Origin of the sequence: Paenibacillus sp. FSL R7-0302, from assembly GCF_038006885.1 — a bacterium.
Taxonomy (GTDB): Bacteria; Bacillota; Bacilli; order Paenibacillales; family Paenibacillaceae; genus Paenibacillus_AQ.
Genome location: NZ_JBBOWB010000001.1, coordinates 524,339 through 545,662, shown reverse-complemented (window position 1 = coordinate 545,662; position 21,324 = coordinate 524,339). Strand labels below are relative to the sequence as shown.

The 21,324-nt window shown below is 53.0% G+C and carries 16 protein-coding genes; 1 reads left to right on the top strand and 15 read right to left on the bottom strand.

All coding sequences use genetic code 11. The features are described from left to right. Positions 1 to 257 precede the first annotated feature (257 nt). The 8 genes from MKY96_RS02410 to MKY96_RS02375 all read right to left on the bottom strand — a co-directional run bounded on the left by MKY96_RS02410 (position 258) and on the right by MKY96_RS02375 (position 9,034). Positions 258 to 1,580 carry an IS4 family transposase gene (locus tag MKY96_RS02410; protein ID WP_076086935.1) on the bottom strand — a complete coding sequence of 441 codons (1,323 nt, stop codon included), beginning with the start codon at positions 1,578 to 1,580 and terminating at the stop codon, positions 258 to 260. A gap of 554 nt (positions 1,581 to 2,134) precedes the next feature. Continuing rightward, positions 2,135 to 2,677, bottom strand: a complete 543-nt coding sequence (locus MKY96_RS02405; RefSeq protein WP_340938356.1) for a GNAT family N-acetyltransferase — start codon at positions 2,675 to 2,677, stop codon at positions 2,135 to 2,137. A gap of 52 nt (positions 2,678 to 2,729) precedes the next feature. Next, complete coding sequence (locus MKY96_RS02400) at positions 2,730 to 3,665, bottom strand: metallophosphoesterase (protein ID WP_340938354.1); 936 nt, start codon at positions 3,663 to 3,665, stop codon at positions 2,730 to 2,732. Positions 3,666 to 3,714: 49 nt separating this feature from the next. Continuing rightward, a complete protein-coding gene (locus MKY96_RS02395) occupies positions 3,715 to 4,443 on the bottom strand; it encodes an ion channel (protein ID WP_340938353.1) in 729 nt (242 codons plus the stop codon). A 99-nt stretch (positions 4,444 to 4,542) separates the two neighbouring features. Continuing rightward, positions 4,543 to 5,376 (bottom strand): DUF3891 family protein, encoded by an 834-nt coding sequence (locus tag MKY96_RS02390; protein ID WP_340938350.1) that lies wholly within the window; start codon positions 5,374 to 5,376, stop codon positions 4,543 to 4,545. A 372-nt stretch (positions 5,377 to 5,748) separates the two neighbouring features. Then, positions 5,749 to 6,513: a succinate dehydrogenase iron-sulfur subunit gene (gene sdhB, locus MKY96_RS02385; RefSeq protein WP_036727090.1), complete on the bottom strand. Its 765-nt coding sequence runs from the start codon at positions 6,511 to 6,513 to the stop codon at positions 5,749 to 5,751. 38 nt (positions 6,514 to 6,551) lie between these two features. Further along, positions 6,552 to 8,294, bottom strand: coding sequence for a succinate dehydrogenase flavoprotein subunit (sdhA, locus tag MKY96_RS02380; protein ID WP_036701593.1), 1,743 nt, complete (start codon positions 8,292 to 8,294; stop codon positions 6,552 to 6,554). A 74-nt stretch (positions 8,295 to 8,368) separates the two neighbouring features. Further along, on the bottom strand, positions 8,369 to 9,034 hold the full coding sequence (locus MKY96_RS02375; RefSeq protein WP_076162220.1) for a succinate dehydrogenase cytochrome b558 subunit: 666 nt from the start codon (positions 9,032 to 9,034) through the stop codon (positions 8,369 to 8,371). A 415-nt stretch (positions 9,035 to 9,449) separates the two neighbouring features. Here MKY96_RS02375 and MKY96_RS02370 point away from each other — a divergent pair, with 415 nt between their 5' ends. After that, a complete protein-coding gene (locus tag MKY96_RS02370; RefSeq protein ID WP_340938347.1) occupies positions 9,450 to 10,349 on the top strand; it encodes a LysR family transcriptional regulator in 900 nt (299 codons plus the stop codon). Positions 10,350 to 10,463: 114 nt separating this feature from the next. On the opposite strand, the gene MKY96_RS02365 is transcribed toward MKY96_RS02370, so the two are convergent. From MKY96_RS02365 to MKY96_RS02335, 7 genes are all read right to left on the bottom strand, one after another. Then, positions 10,464 to 12,113 carry an ABC transporter substrate-binding protein gene (locus tag MKY96_RS02365; RefSeq protein ID WP_340938346.1) on the bottom strand — a complete coding sequence of 550 codons (1,650 nt, stop codon included), beginning with the start codon at positions 12,111 to 12,113 and terminating at the stop codon, positions 10,464 to 10,466. 65 nt (positions 12,114 to 12,178) lie between these two features. Continuing rightward, entirely contained in the window at positions 12,179 to 13,078 is a 900-nt protein-coding gene (locus MKY96_RS02360; protein ID WP_340938344.1) for a carbohydrate ABC transporter permease, read from the bottom strand. 14 nt (positions 13,079 to 13,092) lie between these two features. Then, positions 13,093 to 14,052 carry an ABC transporter permease gene (locus tag MKY96_RS02355; RefSeq protein ID WP_340938342.1) on the bottom strand — a complete coding sequence of 320 codons (960 nt, stop codon included), beginning with the start codon at positions 14,050 to 14,052 and terminating at the stop codon, positions 13,093 to 13,095. Positions 14,053 to 14,770: 718 nt separating this feature from the next. Further along, positions 14,771 to 16,093: an IS4 family transposase gene (locus MKY96_RS02350; protein ID WP_076086935.1), complete on the bottom strand. Its 1,323-nt coding sequence runs from the start codon at positions 16,091 to 16,093 to the stop codon at positions 14,771 to 14,773. 450 nt (positions 16,094 to 16,543) lie between these two features. After that, positions 16,544 to 18,811, bottom strand: a complete 2,268-nt coding sequence (locus tag MKY96_RS02345) for an AraC family transcriptional regulator (protein WP_340938340.1) — start codon at positions 18,809 to 18,811, stop codon at positions 16,544 to 16,546. Positions 18,812 to 19,057: 246 nt separating this feature from the next. Further along, the gene (locus MKY96_RS02340) at positions 19,058 to 19,726 is read right to left on the bottom strand and encodes a potassium channel family protein (protein WP_036721939.1); all 669 of its coding nucleotides are present in this window, start codon (positions 19,724 to 19,726) and stop codon (positions 19,058 to 19,060) included. Between the two features lie 12 nt (positions 19,727 to 19,738). Then, positions 19,739 to 21,109, bottom strand: a complete 1,371-nt coding sequence (locus tag MKY96_RS02335; RefSeq protein ID WP_340938338.1) for a TrkH family potassium uptake protein — start codon at positions 21,107 to 21,109, stop codon at positions 19,739 to 19,741. Between the last annotated feature and the right edge of the window lie 215 nt (positions 21,110 to 21,324).

Sequence of the window (21,324 nt, the reverse complement as noted above, 5' to 3'; positions counted from 1 at the left end):
GCCTGGCTAGGCTCCAAATTGTGGTACACAACTTACTTTACGCCATCGCCACTTAGCCAACTATTTACGAATTCAGGTGTACTAATGCCAATGTCATTAAGATAAGTTCAAAGATAAGTTTGGAATTAATAAAGAGAATCCAAAACGGTATGGGGAAACGTCCTATGCCGTTTGTTTTTGGTGTAAGGAAGGAAAAAAGCGCATAGCAAACAAAGCGGATGGAAGATCCACTTAAAAAAATGTTCATGCGAACCGAATTATGCTACTCTGTAGACGAAGCTAATGGCGGATTTGCTACGTATTCTGCGTGTATTCCTTTGCCCAGGACGGGTGAGACGAATCGGCAAAATATTTTTGCGAATCAAAGCTTCCACATCAGGCGGGGGTCCATCGCCCTTGGAGCGCAGGAAATGTCTACAGACGTGAACGGCCACCGTGAAGTTGACTTGGTAGAGGTGCCGTTTATCCTTTTGGGAAATGACTACGTGCGAGGTAATCATTTCAGCGAAATTGTAGAGGATCATTCTTGCGAATATCTCTTGGGTAATGGACTCTTGCTTCTTTGCGTGAAAATGGGTCAGACCGATGGTGTATTTTAAGGCCCGGAAAGAGGTCTCAATCCCCCATCGCAGGTGATACAGTTCCCGGAGTTCATCCGGTGAGAATTCAGCAGCCGGTAGATTGGTAATGACGGTTTCATAATCGCCACTGGGCAGGAGGAAACGAACCACCCGAAAGGAAATCGGGTAAAACAGGTTCTTTTGCATGTCCAGAAAATCAAAGCTAGAGGTGGCCGGAAGAATTTTATAGATTTCGGGGTGATCCCTGAACGCTTTCGTTCGTTTTTTAGTCAGCGTCAGGTGAATCTCCTGATCAAACGCCCCTTCAAAGGTCAAGTGCAAGCCCGAAAGAATGCCATTCGAATGCAAATCCTTGACCCGTATGACGTACTTCCATCCTTTCCGTTCCAGATGCGCGAACGTATTGTAGCTTTCCAATCCTCGATCCGCCAACACAATGACGTTCCCCTGAATAGGGGACCGATCCACCATCGTGGACAGCGCCCTTCCTTCGTTGCGCAGCTTTCGAGGTTGAAGGATGGCGTCCACGTAAAGCCGGTTACAGAGGTCATAAGCAGCGTTCAAGTGCAGAAGGTTAAAGCCTTTCGAGTGGGGCTGACTTTGAGAATAGGTCAACGGGTCCGCAGGATCTGTTGCAATATGCAGATCGGAACCGTCAATGGCCAATAATCGATAGCCTCGATAATCCTTGAATTCCGTATGGGACGCGGTAAAGGTGTGAAACAAAGATTCGACCGCAGACGGCAAAATTTTATTTCTTTGCTGAACAAAAGCAGAAGAAGTTGCGGTGTTAACGTCATAGCCCTGCGATTCCAACAGTTCCTTATAGAGGCTGTTGCCGCCCATAAAGATCAGGGTTTGCATAACCATTTCAAAGGGTAGTTTTTTCGTTCGGGTAAAATCCTTTCCCGGGTTTCTGACGTAAGGCGCGGGGGCAGCCGCCATCTCACGGATGAGAGATGTCAGTCTGTCTTTCAGCGAATTTGCATAAGCATTCATTGGCGTAACCTCCTCGTTTTTTCAAGGGGCTTCGCCACACGTTTTCTACGGATTGTCAAGATTTTTTTGTGCAAAAAAAGAGCAGGCTATCTTTTCGATAACCTGCCTTTTTCTTGTTTTTGGCTCTATATCTTAACTTAATGACATTGGTACTAATGCTCCTCATTCGGCCACTTAGCCGACTATTTACGAATTCAAGTGCACTTATGCTCCTCATTTGGCCACTTAGCCGACTTCCAGCTGATTCAAAGGGATTTATCCTTCTCATTTCCTCATCCAGCCCACTTCCTGCCAATCCAAAGGGATTTATCCCTCTTATTTCACCGTTCAGCCAACTTCCAGCTGATTCAAAGGGATTTATCCCTCTCATCTCCCCGTCCAACCGACTTCCACCAGAAATAAAGGGATTTATCCCTCTCATCGGGAGCCCATGTCAGCACACGCCCAAAAAAAATGGACCCGAATCATCGGGTCCCAACAGCAGTTATATTTTCAAAAGGGGGTCATGTACTTAGTTTAACCGCTGACTGTTAGAGTTTGATAACGGCATTATTTCATTTGTATGACAAAGTGAATACTTTCATTACATCGCCCGAGCCGTCCGCCATCGGCAGGGTCCGCTCCAGGGACAGGCCGTTCCTCAGCATGACCTGAGCGGATCGGTAATTATCCCCCCGGCAGCGCCCCTCGACCTTCCTCAGGCCAAGTTCCCTGAAACCGTAGGCCAGCAGCAATCCCAGTGCCTCGGTCGCATACCCGCGACCCCACCATAACGGATTCAGCATATAGCCCAGCACCGCCTGGCCCTCCTGCCGGTTCCAGTTCTGCAGGGAGACTGAACCGATCAGCTCCGGCTGGCCTAAGATATAGATTCCTGCATGCAGCGCGCCGGGATCATAGCCGTGCAGCATCCGGCTCACCAGCTTATCCAGCACACCCTGCCGGGAAGTCGATGCATGGCGCAGCTGAATATGCGGCTGTACCTCCGGGTGGGAGAGCAGCGACTTCAGCAGCGCTCCGTCGCCGGACGCCATATTCTTCAGTTCTACCATAGAGCCTTGCAGTGACATCCCCATGATCATCTCATAAGTGCTCATGAACTTCTCCCTCTTCTTCCCCCGCCTATGGTGTCCCTCTCTTGCAGTCCGGCTACCCCCGGCGCAGAGTCAGCACAGTAAGCTCCGGGCGGCACAGGAAGCGCAACGGCATCAATGTCTCGCCGAACCCCCTGTTCACATACACTGGCATGGCCTTATTCTCTGTATAATACAAGCCGTCTATGTATTTCTGAGATCCGTAGGGCGTGAACGGCGCGCCGACCAGCGGCAGGCGAATCTGACCGCCGTGGCTATGCCCCGAGAGCTGAAGGTGAAACGGGTACGCTTCCGCCACCTCGGCGTAATCCGGCTCATGCATCAGCAGTACCGTGAAGATGCCGTCCGGAATATCCCGCACAGCTGCCTCCGGGTCCGGCTTGCCGTGCAGCATATCATCCAGTCCTGCTACAGCAATCGTCGCTCCGCCTTGCTTGATCAGATAGGACTCGTTCCGCAGGACGCGGAATCCGGCCTCCGTCAGCAGACGGGTCAGCAGCTCCGTATTCTTGTAATCATGATTCCCGAGGATGGCATACTTCCCAAGCGGAGCCTGTAGCTCTGCCAGCAAGGGGACTGAGTCGGTCAGATCCTCGGCATAGCTGTCTACGATATCCCCGGTGAAGCAGATCAGATCCGGCTGCTCTTCCTTGATATGCTTCGTCAGCCGGGCCAGATCCTTCGCATCCTTGTTGAAGCCCAGATGCACATCGCTGAAATGAACCAGCCGGGTCCCGGCGAACGCGGACGGCAGCTCCGCAAGCGGCAGCTCCCGGCGGGTCACCTCTAACCAGTTCGGCTCCCCTTGCCAGGCATAGCCGCCGGCGAGGAGACCCGCCCCTACCACCGCCCCTGCCCCCCGGGCCAGGAACTGGCGGCGGGTCATCTTGCGGCCGCTTCGGCCTTCCGGCAGCGGGGGGCCCGTTCCTGCGCCGTCTGGCGCAGCGGGAACTGTACGCCCGGGAGAGCGCCCGAACGGCTTTTTGCTCATAGGGAGATTCTCCTTTCCATCATGAAATTTATTGGGTTCATATTGCTTATTATTTCTGCCTGAAATCCTGCGTTCCCTGCTCCTCCAGCTCCTCTTCCTTATCCTCTACGGCTTCATCCACCTTATCATCAATATCTACTTCAATGGCCGCCTCAATCTCTTCCTCCGTGGTATTTCCCCCAAGAATCTTGCGGAACAAGCCCAGCATGGACAGCGCATAAGCGACCGTAATGAAGCTGAAGCAGATCTGCATAACTACAACCAGCCTTGAGGTATTATCTATGGGAGCTATATCCCCGTAACCGACTGTCGTAAAAGTAGCCACGCTGAAATAGAGGAATGTAATCAACTGGCTAAGCAGATCCTGGCCCAAGCCTTCTCCCTGGAACGAGGACTGTCCAAACAGCTTATAAATCGATGTATATACGACTGTAAAAAAAACAATGCAGGTGAACGCAGCGGTGCTGATCCGGACCAGCGTCTGCTGCAGCCTGACTTCCTTGCTGTTGGAATCCCTGATTTCATGGAAAATAAACAGAATATAGAACAGGACTGAAGCCAGGACAAAAAACAGAATCAGTCCGCGCAGTCCCCGGTTGCCGGGCACAATCGTCCCCAGATCGATCAGGTTCAGCAGATCCTCCACCGAGATCAGCGCATAGATCAGAATAGGAGCGAGCAGCACGCCTCTGCCCATCCAGTTCAGCTTCATCCGGCCAAACCTCAGTACCAGGAATACAATGACAATGATATTGAAGGCCCAGATCCACCATGCCATAGCCTTTACGCTCCTGTTCTAAGCTCCCGGCTTCCCGCCGGGAAGGTCCTCATCCGGTCCTGCCGGCACCCGCAAAGCAGCGGCTTGCCCGGACTTATACTACCCCTTAGTGTGCTGACCGGCTCCAGTCTTAGCCCGCGAGTCCTCCTCTGGTCCGCTAATGACCCTGATCCGGCATTCTTCCTCAGGAGCTTCGCGGTAGGCGCGGGCAATTCCCTTATCCTTAATGTCCGCCCGGCTGACCCGCCGCTGCTTGAAGCTTACTTCAACCTCCTGTGTGAACGGGAACGGAGTCAGGGTCAGCGTCGCACTGTCCTGCCACTCCGCCTCAATGGCACGGCCGGAGGTGAAGCTGAATTCCTCGCTGCCGGAGAAGCCGTCTACGAACCAGGGATGCTTCTCGGATTCGGCGCTGCCCGGCCTACTAAGCGCCAAGAACAGCGACAGATCATCGCAGAATTGCAGCAGTCTGGCGTCATAATACAGCTCGCCTTCTTCAAGCGGCTTGCTCTGCTCCAGCTCCCGGTGGATACGGGCGCGGCGGTCCGCTTCACCCTCCAGATATTCCGTCAGCTCCGGGCACTCCTCACCCGACACCTCAATCAGGCGTTCAAAATGCGAGCTGCACAGCAGCGCCCCGTATGGCGTCTTCGCTTCCACCTCATCGATTCCCCGTCTATAAAAGGTCAGCTTCGGCACAACCGGGAAATCGAGGAAGCTGTAAGGCAGCCCCTCCGCATCATTCCAGAACGGTGTCTCATCCAGATCAATCCAGCCCCGGTCATGGTTGCTTACTGCCCACAGTACCTCAGCCCGGCGGCCTTCGGCGGGTGTATGCTCTTCCTTGAACCACTTCGCAAATTCTCCTGCCAGCAGCCCGTGCTCATGCTGCTTCGTCATTACAAGCGTTCCATCCTGTTCACGGCAAATCACAGTCATTCCTCCCCGTTATCCGCTGTCAGGCGGCAATCTCCAAAATATAAGAATTTATAGGTTTTACGCTATAAATTATCCTTCTATTTCTCGCTGAAACGATACCGTCCTTAAAAGGACGGCAAAGCCGTTTCCACTTGGCTATGTAGATTATAACATATTCACCTATATTTATTGGAACCTGCACACGTATGGCTATTCTATGCAGCTACAGGCTCTTCATTACAGGCTGTCTACACATGTACCCTTTTTCCAGCCGACCAGAAACATCCGTACCTGTTATTATGCCAGGCGCAGCCAAACAGGCCACTCAGGAATGACACCTGAATGGCCTGCTACGATTCTCACTATAGAGAAATGGGCTGCACTGCCTCAGACACCCAGCCAGCGCTTGAACATATGCTTCGTTGTCTGCTTGTTGATCTCGGCAATGGAGGTCGTGAGCGGAATGCCCTTCGGGCAGGCCCGCACACAGTTCTGCGAGTTACCGCAGCCGTCGATGCCGCCGTCATCCATGAGCGCATCCAGGCGCTCTTCAGCATTCATCTCTCCTGTAGGGTGAGCGTTGAACAGGCGCACCTGGGAGATGGCTGCCGGCCCGATGAAGTCAGTCTTCTCATTGACATTCGGACAAGCCTCCAGACAGACGCCGCAAGTCATGCATTTAGACAGCTCATACGCCCACTGGCGTTTCTTCTCCGGCATACGCGGTCCCGGACCGAGATCATACGTGCCGTCAATCGGAATCCAGGCCTTGACCCGCTTCAGGGCATTGAACATCCGACTGCGGTCAATCACCAGGTCGCGGACGACCGGGAAGGTCTTCATCGGCTCAATGCGCACCGGCTGCTCCAGATTGTCGATCAGCGCTGCGCAGGCCTGACGGGGCTTGCCGTTGATCACCATGGAGCAAGCACCGCAGACCTCCTCCAGACAGTTGGATTCCCAGCATACAGGAACTGTATTATCGCCTTTCGCGTTCACCGGATTACGCTGAATCTCCATCAGTGCGCTGATCACGTTCATCCCCGGGCGGTAGGCAAGCTCGAACTCCTCCGTATAGGGGCTGGTCTCCGGTTCATCCTGGCGGGTAATAATAAATTTCACATTTTTGGGAGCTGCTGCTGTTTCCGCCATGTCAGTTACCTCCTAGAAAATTTGGTTAGTCTAACCGGTCAGTCCTTCGAGTAATCCCGCACGCGCGGAGGAATCAGTGATACATCGACTTCCTCGTAGGAGATCTGCGGGCCGTCAGCCGTCCAGGCCGCTTTGGTGGTCTTGAGGAATTCCTCATCATTACGTGTCGGGAACTCCGGCTTGTAATGTGCGCCCCGGCTCTCATTGCGCAGGAGAGCTCCGAGCGTCATCGCCTCCGACAGCTCCAGCATGTTCCACAGCTGGCGGGTGAAGGCCACGCCCTGGTTACTCCAGCGCGAAGTGTCGCTCATATTGATATTCTTGTAGCGTTCCTTCAGCTCTTTGATTTTGCCGATCGTCGCTTCCAGCTTCTTGTTCTCACGCACCACGGTCATGTTCGCCGTCATCCATTCGCCAAGCTCCTTATGGATCACGTAAGCATTCTCTGTGCCAGTCATCCCCAGCAGCGACTCATATTTATCGGTCTGCGTCTTGTGGAAGCTGTCGAACACCGTGGAGGAGATATCCTGCACCGATTTCTTAAGGCCCTTGATGTATTCCACAGCCTTCGGACCGGAGACCATCCCGCCATAAATGGCAGAGACCAGGGAATTCGCTCCCAGACGGTTGGCCCCGTGGTATTGATATTCACATTCCCCTGCCGCGAACAAGCCGGGAATATTCGTCATTTGATTATAGTCGACCCACATGCCGCCCATCGAATAATGCACAGCCGGGAAGATTTTCATCGGAATCTTGCGGGGATCATCCCCCATGAACTTCTCGTAGATCTCAATAATGCCGCCCAGCTTAACGTCAAGCTCCTTCGGGTCCTTATGCGACAGATCCAGGTAGACCATGTTCTCGCCGTTAATGCCCAGCCCCTGATCCACACACACATTGAAAATCTCACGGGTAGCAATATCGCGCGGCACCAGGTTACCGTACGAAGGATATTTCTCTTCAAGGAAGTACCACGGCTTACCGTCCTTATAGGTCCAGATCCGCCCGCCTTCACCGCGCGCCGATTCCGACATCAGCCGCAGCTTGTCATCGCCGGGAATCGCCGTCGGGTGAATCTGAATGAATTCCCCGTTCGCATAATGCACACCCTGTTGATACACGGCGCTTGCTGCGGTTCCTGTGTTGATGACCGAATTCGTGGTTTTGCCGAAAATAATCCCCGGACCGCCGCTGGCCAGAATGACCGCGTCCGCCGGGAAGGTCTGAATCTCCATCGTCTTGAGATTCTGGGCGCTGATACCGCGGCAGACCCGCTCGTCATCCAGAATCACCGAGAGGAATTCCCAGTTCTCGCTCTTGGTAACCAGGCCTTCCGCCTCCCAGCGGCGCACCTGCTCATCCAGTGCATAGAGCAGCTGCTGACCGGTAGTCGCACCCGCGAAGGCTGTACGGTGGCGCTTCGTTCCGCCGAACCGGCGGAAGTCAAGCAGCCCCTCCGGCGTACGGTTGAACATTACGCCCATCCGGTCCATTAGGTGAATAATGCCGGGTGCCGCTTCGCACATGGCCTTCACCGGAGGCTGGTTGGCCAGGAAGTCTCCGCCATATACGGTATCGTCGAAATGCTCCCAGGGCGAGTCGCCCTCGCCCTTGGTATTCACGGCGCCATTGATGCCGCCTTGCGCGCAGACGGAATGTGATCTTTTGACAGGGACCAGTGAGAATAGATGTACATGCGCGCCGGATTCAGCGGCCTTAATGGTAGCCATCAGGCCGGCCAGACCGCCGCCCACGATGATGATATCGGCTGATGCCATGATTGTTCCCCTCCTAAAAGTTTTGTGAGCGTGTCAGCAGCACAAGTTAACCGCTTCCACGCACCTCTATATTCTTAAATAAAACTGCGCACTGACTGCATCGCCGTAGCGGCAGTTTGGAATTCATCGTTACGGAAGGTAACCAGCGACAGGACGAACATGAAAGTAACGATAACGAAAATACCTAGGCAAAGTACGGACGATACTCTCTGCGAACGCGGACCCACCGTGATTCCCCAGCTGATCAGGAACGACCATAGACCGTTAGAGAAGTGGAAGCAGGCAGCCACGATTCCGACAATATAGAGAGTCATCAGCAGCGGCTGGGTCACAATGTTATGCATCACTCCGCCTAGCTGATCATGCTCCACCTTGCCGAGCGCTACCTGGACGCGGGTGTCCCACAGATGCCAGACAATGAAGATGAAGGTGACGACTCCGCTGATCCGCTGCAGCGTATAACGCCAGTTGCGCTCAAGATTATAGCGGTTCAGGTTCGGCTTGGACTGGTACGCGATGTACAGGCCGTAGACTCCATGGTACAGCAGCGGCAGCCAGATGCCGAACAATTCCAGGAAGAAGACAAGCGGCAGGCTGTTCAGCCACAGCACACTGTCTGTGAAACCAGAAGCGCCACCCTCTACTGCTGCGAAGTTCGTCAGCATGTGCTCAAGGAAGAATGCCCCGAGCGGGATAACGCCGAGCAAGGAATGAATCTTTCTGGAATAAAATCCTCTCATGCAAAGTGTCCCCTTTCCATATAAAACAGCGTTTTCACAAGTCTTTTTAAAGAGCATACACCGCCGGGAGTACAGTTGAAACAGGGCAGCGGCAGGCTTGATTTACCGGCTAATAGTCTGTTTTCACCACTATCCATTGTTTTCCCGGACTTTGCTGAATAATTCACAATATGTGAATATCTTGTGTCACTTTTCATGTTACTCTTTTTTTGCTTATAAGGGAATTGCAATCTAATTATTAATCGTTATACAATAATTGCATAAGAATATTTTTAATATGATAATAATTATCATTTAGCTTCATTAATAACTTACAATTTAGGGTTGCCTTCCTGCTCATCAGGAGAACCTTGGATCCTCGGCTATACTTTTTATCACAGTTGGATGGGAATTTGGGAGAGAGGAGCACTTTGAAATGTATGATGATTTAGATGCGTTTGCTGCGGTGGTGGAGCACTCCAGCCTGAACCGGGCCTCGCGCCAGCTCAACCTGTCCCAACCTGCCCTCTCCCGCAAAATCTCCAAGCTGGAGGAGCGGCTCGGCGTCGCCCTGTTCAACCGCTTCGGCAAGCGCCTGGAGCTTACAGAGGTTGGCCGGCTTACCTACACCTATGCGCTGGAGCAGCGGCAGCAGCGTTCCAAGTTCCTGGAAGCGTTATCGAAGTTCAAGGAGGGCGAGCCGCAGCTCGTAACCCTGGGCGCCAGCCTGACCACATTGCAGACCACCCTGCCTCCCCTCGTAAAAGCGTACACCGAGAAATATCCGGCAGCCGAGCTGAAGCTCATCACCGGGAAGACACATGAGATGGTTACCGCTGTCAGCGAAGGCAAATGCGATGTCGCCATTATCGCCTCCCAGGTCCGGGAGCCGGGGCTGCGCTGCATCCCGCTGTTCGAGGACCAGCTCCGGCTGGTCGTCTCCGAGCAGCATCCGCTGACCCTGACGACGCGGCTCACCATGGAGCATCTCTCCCGGCTGCCGATGATTCTTTTCTCCAAGGGAACCTGGTACCGCCGGACGACAGATGATCTGTTCCAGCGCTGCGGGGTTGATCCCGATGTACGGATGGAGATCGATTCCTTCGAGGCCATCGTCCGTCTGCTGCCCACCATCAAAGCTGCGGCCCTGCTGCCGAATTCGTATCTGCGCCCGGAGCTGCTGAACGGCGGGGGGCTGGTCTCCCTGCACATCAAGGAGCTGGAGCAGACGCAGCGGACCACTTGCCTCATCTACCAGAGCAGCGGCGGACTCAGTACGGCAGCGCGCTGCCTGGTACAGGTGACGGAGGATGTCTTCCTGAACAGCCGCGAGTAGCGGCGGGGAACACAGCAATCACCCGGCAAGCCTCCGTAATGCTACGGATCGGCCTGCCGGGTGAGGATACTGCCGGGTAATTCTTTTGCTATACTAAGCCAGGCTTACACCGAATTAACGGAACTTGCCTGCATCAATTGCCGCCTGCTTCTCATCCAGAATCTCCTGGTAGCCTGCCTCCAGATACGTCTTCTTGGCGGCTTCATACGTAGCATCGAATTCTGCCTCCGGAGCGAGCACCACCTTCACGTACAGCTCCTGGAACAGCGTATTCAGATCCGCCTTGTATTCGTTCACCTTCTCCAGCACCACATTGAACAGGGCATCCGGTGTACGGAATTCGGCAACCTCGTCATAATACTTCACCAGATCATCCGCCAGCGGCTCATAACCGGCCGGTGCCCAGTTGCGCAGGTTGGCCTTGCGGGTCTTGGCTTCATCCGGGTACTGGGCAATTTCCGTCACCAGACCCCAATAGTCCTTGTTATTGTTCTGTGCCAGCACCGCTTCGCCCTTATAATCCGGGTTCTTCAGCGCAATGCCGTCTGCGTCAAGCGTATAGTTCTCCCCTTCGATCCCGTTCTGGAACTTGAACAGGTTCTCCGGCTGGCTGAGCCATTCCAGATACATCCACACGGCTGCGCGTTCTTCCGGCGTGGATTCATAGTTAATTCCCATAATGAAGCCGAACGGCCAGTAAGCGCGTCCCTGAGGCTTATTGCCTTCCGGAACTCCCGCATACGGAGGCACTACGGCAAATTCAGCATCCGGATTATTCTGCAGCGTAGCCGCAAAGACATCGGTGTTGTTCGCCAGATAGAAGCCGAAGTTGCCGGTTTTGCCTGCCACGAATTCAGCCTTAATCTTCGGTTCATCGTTGCGCAGATAGAATTCCTTATCAATCAGGCCATTGTTATACTGATAATTGAGGTTACGCAGGTAAGCCTCAGTCTCCTCTGTAGTCAGATCGGCCACGCTGAGATCGGAATACAGCGCACGATATTTCGCATCCACCGGCCATTTACGGAACGGATAGTTGAAGTTGAAGAAGTTCTGCAGCAGGTTGCCACCGCTCACCCCGAGCCCGGCTTCTTTCCATTTGGCCAGCATCTCGTTATACTTCTCCAGCGAGGTCAGATCCTCAACCTTCATGCCTACCTTTTCCACCCAGTCCTTGCGGATAATGTTGACGAAGTTGTCGGCTTCAGGACGCGCAGCGAAGAAGAAGGTCTTCTGATCATCCACGGTACCATACTGTTCAATCGTCTCACCCATACTTTTCCAGTAGGTCGGCGCATAATTCTGAATCTCTGCATAGTCGAGCGGCTGCATCACATCCTCACCATAATAAGTAAGCGCTTGCGGCATATCATAGTGGAAAATAATATCCGGAGCCTTGTGCGAAGCCAGCAGCTGTTCGAAATCCGTTACTTCCTTGGAGCGGGTGATCGGCACATAATTAACCTCAATATTATATTTGTCGCCGAACTCCGCCTGCACCCAGCGGGTATAGTAGTTATCGGACACGTTCCAGCCTTCATAGGCACGCTCATAGACCGGAATGTCGAGCGAGACTTTTTTCTCGAAGCCCTTGGAATAATCAGGATAGGCTCCTTCGGCTTGGTTCGTAGCAGCGGCTGTCTCGGCCGGCTTACTGCTGGATTCGGCTGTATCCTTGGTGTTATTTCCCCCGGAACACCCGGCCAGCAGGCCGGCCGTCATGACGGATGCCATCATTAACGAATACACGCTTCTTTTACTCATTGCAATTCCCCCATTTTTTGAATTTTCGTGATTCCAAAGAATGACTATATACCAGGGACGCAGGATTACTCCTTGACGGCTCCGAGCATAACACCTTGAACGAAGTATTTCTGGACGAACGGATACACACAGAGGATAGGCAAGGTAGCGAATACAACGACTGACGCCTTCAGAACTTCGGGATTGCTGAGCTGCACCTGGCTGGCCTCCAGCTGGAAGCTTTCACTTGCCTGAATGACCAGATAATACAGCTTGAGCTGAAGCGGCCGGAGCGAGGTCTCATGCTTGATATAGAACAATGCGTCCTGATAAGCATTCCAGCGTCCCACTGCATAGAAGAGAGCGAGTGTCGCCATAATCGGCTTGGATAACGGCAGCACAATGCTGAACAGAATCCGGAAATGCCCGGCACCGTCGATCCGCGCAGACTCTTCCAGACTTACGGGAATCCCGTGCGTTAGAGAAGTCTTCATAATCAGCAGATTGAAGGCACTGAAGGAGAGGGGCAGCACCAGTGACCAGATGGTATCCATCAGCCCCAGATTATTGATGTTCATATAGTCGGGGATAATGCCCCCGCTGAAGTACATGGTGAACAGGAAGATGAAGGTGATCACCCTGCGGCCCTTGAACTGGGTTCGGGACAGCGGATAGGCGGCGCAGATGGTCAGGATCATGCCCAGAATGGTGAACAGCACCGTCACGATGACCGAGATATACAGGGAACGGAGGATGCTGGCATCCGCGAAGATTTTGTTATACGCTTCAATGGTGAAGCCCTGCGGCCACAGAAAGACCTTGTTGGCAATGACGAAGGAGTCAGAGCTCAGCGATTTCGATACGACATGAATGAACGGCAGCAGGCAGATCAATGAGATGATAATAATGACGAGGCGGATCAGCGTTTCCCAGATATCGATACGTGCTTTATGGGGGGCGGCAGTGCCTCCGGCAATTGCTTTCATGGTTCCTCTCCTTTCTACAAAATCCCATCCTCACCAAGCTTCTTGGCTACGCGGTCTGCGGAAATAACCAGAATAATCCCGATGACGGACTGGAATAATCCGATGGCGGTCGCCCGGCTGAAATTTCCGCTCTCAATCCCCCAGCGGTACACCAGAACGGGAATGGTGGTGGTGTACTCCGTGGTGGCCTTATTCTGCAGCGCATAGATACGCTCGAAGGAGCCGTCCATTACTTTGCCCAGCGCCATAATCAAGAGCGTCACAATCGTTGCCCGGATCGATGGAAGGGTGATATTCCATACCTTTCTCCAGCGCCCTGCCCCGTCCACCGTAGCCGCTTCATACATCTCAGGGTTGATGCCGCTCATCGCCGCCAGGTAGATAATCGTGCCCCAGCCCATGCTCTGCCAGACCCCGATCACGAGATAGCTAATGAGCCAATTCGTATCCTGCTGCAGGAACGGAATCCGGGTGCCTCCCATCAGCTCTATGAGGTTATTGACAACGCCGCCCCCCTCACTGAGGAGCTGATACGCGATGGCTCCGATAATGACCCAGGAGAGGAAATGGGGCAAATACAGCACCGTCTGATTGATTCTTTTGAACCGTACACTCTTGATCTCGTTCAGCAGCAGAGCCAGCACAATCGGCATCGTGAAGCTGAAGCACAGGTCAAGCACGTTCAGCAGCAGAGTGTTGCGGACAGCCCGGATGAAATCAGGCTTGGCGAACAGGTCCTGGAAGACCTGCAGCCCGGCCCATTCACTGCCCCAGAAACCTCTGGCAATCTTATAGTCCTTGAAGGCGATTACAAGTCCGGTCATGGGCAAATATTTGAATACGATGACAAAAGCCAGCGGAAGCATCACCAGCAGATAGAGCTGCCAATCCCGCTGTAAATAATAGCTGAACCCCTGTTTCCTTCTTAATAAAGGACTGTGATTCGTTTGTGAAGCGCTTGCAGCTTTCAACATATTCACCTCCTGCCTTGAATTCTTCTTGCCGGCTTCCGGCTCGTGTTCTCCGGCCTGGCTCCTATGCTACCGCCTTCGCCGGGGCTTGAATATCATGAGTATTGATGATCACCTATCACAATTGATTCACAAATGATTGTTGCCCGGCGCACAAAGCTTCAGGCCATGGTGAATAATCAAAACTGATAGGCATTCCCAAAATTAATAAAGCGCTTTCAATTAGTAGAGCAGGTACAAGTCGGATAGAAAGGCATGGCGAGGGATGGGGCCGGGGGAGATTAGCGGGGGATTACTCCTCATTCGCTCGTTTAGCCAACTTTCTCGGGATTCAGGTGCACTAGTGCTCCTCATTCGCTCGTTTAGCCAACTTTCTCGGGATTCAGGTGCACTAGTGCTCCTCATTTACTCGTTTAGCCAACTTTCTTGGGATTCAGGTGCACTTGTGCTCTTCATTTACTCGTTTTAGCCAACTTTCTCGGGATTCAGGTGCACTAGTGCTCTTCATTTGCTCGTTTAGCCAACTTTCTCGGGATTCAGGTGCACTAGTGCCAATGTCATTAAGATAAGTTCAAAGATAAGTTTGGAATTAATAAAGAGAATCCAAAACGGTATGGGGAAACGTCCTATGCCGTTTGTTTTTGGTGTAAGGAAGGAAAAAAGCGCATAGCAAACAAAGCGGATGGAAGATCCACTTAAAAAAATGTTCATGCGAACCGAATTATGCTACTCTGTAGACGAAGCTAATGGCGGATTTGCTACGTATTCTGCGTGTATTCCTTTGCCCAGGACGGGTGAGACGAATCGGCAAAATATTTTTGCGAATCAAAGCTTCCACATCAGGCGGGGGTCCATCGCCCTTGGAGCGCAGGAAATGTCTACAGACGTGAACGGCCACCGTGAAGTTGACTTGGTAGAGGTGCCGTTTATCCTTTTGGGAAATGACTACGTGCGAGGTAATCATTTCAGCGAAATTGTAGAGGATCATTCTTGCGAATATCTCTTGGGTAATGGACTCTTGCTTCTTTGCGTGAAAATGGGTCAGACCGATGGTGTATTTTAAGGCCCGGAAAGAGGTCTCAATCCCCCATCGCAGGTGATACAGTTCCCGGAGTTCATCCGGTGAGAATTCAGCAGCCGGTAGATTGGTAATGACGGTTTCATAATCGCCACTGGGCAGGAGGAAACGAACCACCCGAAAGGAAATCGGGTAAAACAGGTTCTTTTGCATGTCCAGAAAATCAAAGCTAGAGGTGGCCGGAAGAATTTTATAGATTTCGGGGTGATCCCTGAACGCTTTCGTTCGTTTTTTAGTCAGCGTCAGGTGAATCTCCTGATCAAACGCCCCTTCAAAGGTCAAGTGCAAGCCCGAAAGAATGCCATTCGAATGCAAATCCTTGACCCGTATGACGTACTTCCATCCTTTCCGTTCCAGATGCGCGAACGTATTGTAGCTTTCCAATCCTCGATCCGCCAACACAATGACGTTCCCCTGAATAGGGGACCGATCCACCATCGTGGACAGCGCCCTTCCTTCGTTGCGCAGCTTTCGAGGTTGAAGGATGGCGTCCACGTAAAGCCGGTTACAGAGGTCATAAGCAGCGTTCAAGTGCAGAAGGTTAAAGCCTTTCGAGTGGGGCTGACTTTGAGAATAGGTCAACGGGTCCGCAGGATCTGTTGCAATATGCAGATCGGAACCGTCAATGGCCAATAATCGATAGCCTCGATAATCCTTGAATTCCGTATGGGACGCGGTAAAGGTGTGAAACAAAGATTCGACCGCAGACGGCAAAATTTTATTTCTTTGCTGAACAAAAGCAGAAGAAGTTGCGGTGTTAACGTCATAGCCCTGCGATTCCAACAGTTCCTTATAGAGGCTGTTGCCGCCCATAAAGATCAGGGTTTGCATAACCATTTCAAAGGGTAGTTTTTTCGTTCGGGTAAAATCCTTTCCCGGGTTTCTGACGTAAGGCGCGGGGGCAGCCGCCATCTCACGGATGAGAGATGTCAGTCTGTCTTTCAGCGAATTTGCATAAGCATTCATTGGCGTAACCTCCTCGTTTTTTCAAGGGGCTTCGCCACACGTTTTCTACGGATTGTCAAGATTTTTTTGTGCAAAAAAAGAGCAGGCTATCTTTTCGATAACCTGCCTTTTTCTTGTTTTTGGCTCTATATCTTAACTTAATGACATTGGCACTAGTGCTCTTCATTTGCTCGTTTAGCCAACTTTCTCGGGATTCAGGTGCAATTGTGCTCTTCATTCGCTCGTTTAGCCAACTTTCTCGGGATTCAGGTGCACTTGTGCTCCTCAACCCGCCCATTTTCGGCTCCATCAGAGGGATTTTCCCCTTTCTTTCCCGCCGCCTACCCACTTTCCGCAGACAAGCCGAAACAACACGGTTCCTGAAAGGAGTTACCGTTCCGCCGGGGAGGGCTTTTATGGGCTTTTATAGGCTTTTATAGGCTTTTATGAACATCTATGAGCTCCTAGCTTCTAAGAACTCTTGCTCTTAGCCGATTTGTAGCCGCTCGGCGGCATGCCTTCATACTTGCGGAAAAAGCGGTTGAAGCTCTGCACATTGGCGTAACCAACCTCTGCGGCAATCTGCTTGATCGTCAGCCCCGAATCCAGCAGCAGCTCCTTGGCCTGCTCGATCCTTAGCTGGTTCACGAAATCAATCATGCTGCTGCCGGTCTGCTCATAGACAAGCTTGCGCATATAAGAGTAGCTGATGCCAATCTGCTTAGCCATGTCCTCGAAGACAATCTCTTCGCGGTAGTGCTGCTTCAGGTACTCCATGATCCGCTGCGTATAATTGGTCTCATGGGTGCTGCGGTCCAGGCTCTGTACAATCTCACAGTAAAAATCATACAGGTACTCCTCCAGCTCATCCAGCGTATCCATCGCGGCGAGAATCGAATACACGTTGCCCCGGCCCATAATCATCCTTCCGGTTCCGAGGTGGTTCTCCCGGAGATGCTTGATCGTCGCGCCCATCAGCTGATGATAGATAAACATAATATTATCGTAGGAGATATGTTCCTCTGCAGAGATCTGGCTGCGGATGCTCTGCAGCTCCTTGAAGATTCCCACCAGGTCGCCGGCATCCAGGAAATTCAGAATTCGCCGCTCGCTGCTCTCAGAGTCCACATACTTGCGGCTGTTATCCTCCCCGTCATGCCAGTACATGATGCTTCCGGCCCCCTTGATCATCCTGCGCTTAATCACCTCCATCGCCTCGAACAGCCGCAGCGCCACCCTCTCCGGAGCATCCGTCCGCTCACTCACCCCAATCGTGACCGAATGCTCCAGCAGTTCAAGAGACTGATCGCGGATCTCCTCCAGCGCCTGATGAATCAGAGTACTATGCGCCTCCCCCTCCTCCGGGGCAAAGTTCAGTACAATCACTGTGCAGCCCTCATTATGGTAGACACAGCGGGCCACCACCCCCTCAGCGAAAACATTCTCATACTTGGCACTCAGCAAATACCGGTGATAACTGCGCGTCTCCACATTGGTATGGCCCACGTATCTTCTATATTGGTCGATGGAGACCACCACCACTCTGTAACAGGCATGCGGAAAAACCTCCGTAATCCGCGGCGGAATCTCACCGCGCAGCAGACGGTGCACGGCCAAACTGCGGGTATCCTGTTCGCGCTCCTGCAGCAGCTGGAACAGACTCTCTTCCTCCTCCTGCATCCGTTTGAAGGCCAGATCCAGGAAGGCCAGCTCATTCTTGTTCACTACGCCCAGATCCAGCTTCGAGCGCATCGTCTGCACCAATTGCCTCAGGGGCCTGGATAGCCATGTGGCAAGGAAGATTGCCAGCAGCGTCCCCAGTACAATGATCGCCCCCGTCAGCAGAATAATATTTCCCTGCATCTCCCGGGACTTGGTCATTAGCTCATCCATGGAGCTCCAGCTGACATTCCACCACCCGGACAAGGAGGAGCGGCTCCAGGCATACACCGTCCGTTTGCCCTCCAGCTTGCGGAAGGTGTAGCCTTCACTGGCTTCCTGATTCAGAATCTCCTGTAAGAACGGCAGCTTACGGCTGTCGGAGAGCAGCATGGACCGGTCATTGAAGGAGATCACCGTACCCGCAGCGTCCAGCAGCAGGTAGTTGCTCTCACCCACCTCGGTAGCATGCAGATATTTGCCGATCTGGCTCTCCTTCATGTTGACGACAATCACTCCCCGGGTGGTGGTGGACAGGCGGTTGAGCGGGTACACATAAGACACCACATTCTCGCCCGACGCAAGCTTACGGGGCACCCATACCCCGCTGATCCCCCTGCGCCCCTTAAGCGCTTCTGTGATCCATCCGATAGGCTCATAGCGGGCAAGCGTCGTGATGCTGCTGTCGGTAGAGAAGACATAATCGGAATCCTCCAGGACAAAGAATGAAGAGTACACACCATCCACCCGGCGGTTCAGGTTCAGCAGCTCCTTGGTCACGGACAGCGCCAGACTTACATTGTTATAGTTGGCGTTAATCTCATCGTAGGTCTCGAAGCTGCGGATGCGGTCAAAAATATTCGTCGCCGCCAGACGCGATGTATCCTGGGCCAGATTGGCCAGCGCGTTCTCGTTCAGCCTGCGGTTGGCATTAAGCCCGGCCAGCGTGGATTCCCCGATAGCCGCTTCAGAATTCTGTATAATCTGTGACCCGCTGTACCAGGTCAGGACTGCTGTAGGAATAGCCATAATGCAGAATAGAATCAACGCCAGCTGCAGGATCATCGGTGTTTTTTTCATCACATATCCCCCTAAGCATTTCTATGTTACCGCTTACAATATTTTTATTTTATCATTTCAGGATACATTTTACATATGTGTATAGGAAAATTTTTCAACCCCCGCGCGGCATGTTACAGGCTGATGTGCAGGCGTTCTAATGTGCGGCTGCAGGCTTACGCCGAAACAGCAAAAACGCCTGGATGCATTGCCATCCGGGCGTTTGTAGCTTTCTTTTATCGGGATAGGCTGGCTGGCAGGAAGTCCTTACTCCGCATTCACCGCTTCATCCTCGAACTCCTCGATGCTGTCGTTGGAGCCGATTACCACCATGATGTCTCCCTGATGCACATGATCATGCGCTGTCGGGGCAACGATGATGCCATCCTCGCGGTTCAGGGCAATGATGCTGCAGCCGTATTTGGCGCGGGTGTTCAGCTCGGAGAGGCTTTTACCGTTCATGCAGGCGGGCACCGTCAGCTCAACGACCTTGTAATCCTTGGAGATCTCGATATAATCGAGCAGATTCGGCGTCACCAGCTGATGAGCCACGCGGATACCCATATCCCGCTCCGGGAAAATCACCCGGTCTACCCCCAGCTTCGACAGCGCGCGGCCATGCAGAATGGAGATGGCTTTGCCGACCACCTGCTTGACGCCCAGCTCCTTCAGCAGAATCGCGGCCAGAATACTCCGCTCCATATTATCGCCGATCGCCACAATGCCGCAGTCAAAGTTACGCACCCCGAGGGAGCGCATAATCCCTTCATCCGTAGCATCCGCCATGACTGCATGCGTCAGCCGTCCGGTCATCTCCTCCACCCGCTCCTCCTGGTGGTCAATGCCAAGCACCTCGTAGCCCATAGACATCAGCTCCAGCGCCAGACTTGAGCCGAAGCGGCCCAGGCCGATTACAACAAACTGCTGTGGTTTCATGACTTGATTCCCCTATCCAATTATCATTTTGCCTTCCGGATATTTATATAATGGTTTACCCTGTCTCGGACCGAGCGCATACGCCAGCGTCAGCAGTCCCAGCCGTCCGGCGAACATCGTCAGGCAGATCAGGATCTTGCCGACCTGTGTCAGCTCCGGGGTCAGTCCCAGACTCAGTCCGACATTGGCAAACGCTGAGATCGTCTCGAACAGAATCATCAGATACGGCAGCCCCTCGGTAGTCGAGAGCATCATCGAGACCGTAACGATCAGCAGCAGCGCCAGCAGTGTAATGGTCAGTGCCTTGAACACGCGCTCCTGAGCCAGCCGGTAACGGAAGAGCACGATGTCTTCGCGGCCGCGCAGCATGGAGATGACAGCTCCGATCATCAGCGTGAAGGTTGTGGTTTTAATGCCGCCGCCGGTAGAACCGGGGGAAGCCCCGATGAACATCAGAATCACGATGAAGAATTGGGTCGCCTGACGCAATCCCGTGATATCCAGCGTGTTGGCCCCTGCCGTACGCGGTGACACCGATTGGAACAGGGAGGCCCATAGCTTGCTCCCGAGGTTCAGCGGTCCCAGGGTCCGCGAATTGGTGAACTCGAAGATGAAGATGACCACCATTCCGGTCACAATCAGTCCGGCTGTCATCGACAGCACCACCTTGCTGTGGAGCGACAGCCGGCGTGTGCGGCGGTATTCGGCCAGGTCGGAGATGACGATGAAGCCGATTCCCCCGGAGATGATCAGGAACATAACGACCAGGTTAATGACTGGGTCTCCGACATAGCTGATTAAGCTATGATCATGCCCGCCGAACAGATCGAATCCGGCGTTATTGAACATCGACACCGCGTGGAACACCCCGTAGTAGACCGCGCGGCCCAGCGGCATATCCACCGCCCAGCGGATAGACAGGAGAAGCGCTCCCGCAGCTTCAATGACCAGGGAATAGAGCAGCACCTTGCGGATCAGCCGCACAATCCCTTCCATCGAGCTCTGATTCATGGCTTCCTGAAGAATCAGCCGGTCACGCAGTGAGATTCTGCGCCTGAACACCAGCGCAAACAGCGTGGCCATCGTCATGAACCCGAGCCCGCCAATCTGGATCAGCACCAGAATGACCGCTTGTCCGAATCCCGTAAGATGGGTACCGGTATCCACTACAGCCAGTCCGGTCACACAGGCGGCAGAGGTGGCCGTGAACAGCGCGTCCATGAAGCGGAGCGGCTGCCCGGGTACGCTGGATACCGGAAGCATAAGCAGCAACGTGCCGATGAAGATAACCGCAGCAAAACTCAGCACCAGGATTTGCGGAGGAGCCAGCTTCAGGAATCGGAAGCCGGTGATCTTGGAAGACGGTGACGCCAAACTTCTCATCCTTTCAGGGTTCCATATTAGAAGTTACGAATCGGTCAGTATCAGATAAGCATACAAAATTATATACGTTATTGCCTAACTTCACAAAGACTCATTTTGATAAGAAGACAAAAATAACAAGCCTTTAAGCATAAGCCGGGACTTCTTCACGTAAAAGGATAATAAGGCATTTCTTTGTACCTGCCCGGCATGTAATACTATAATGGATGGATGAG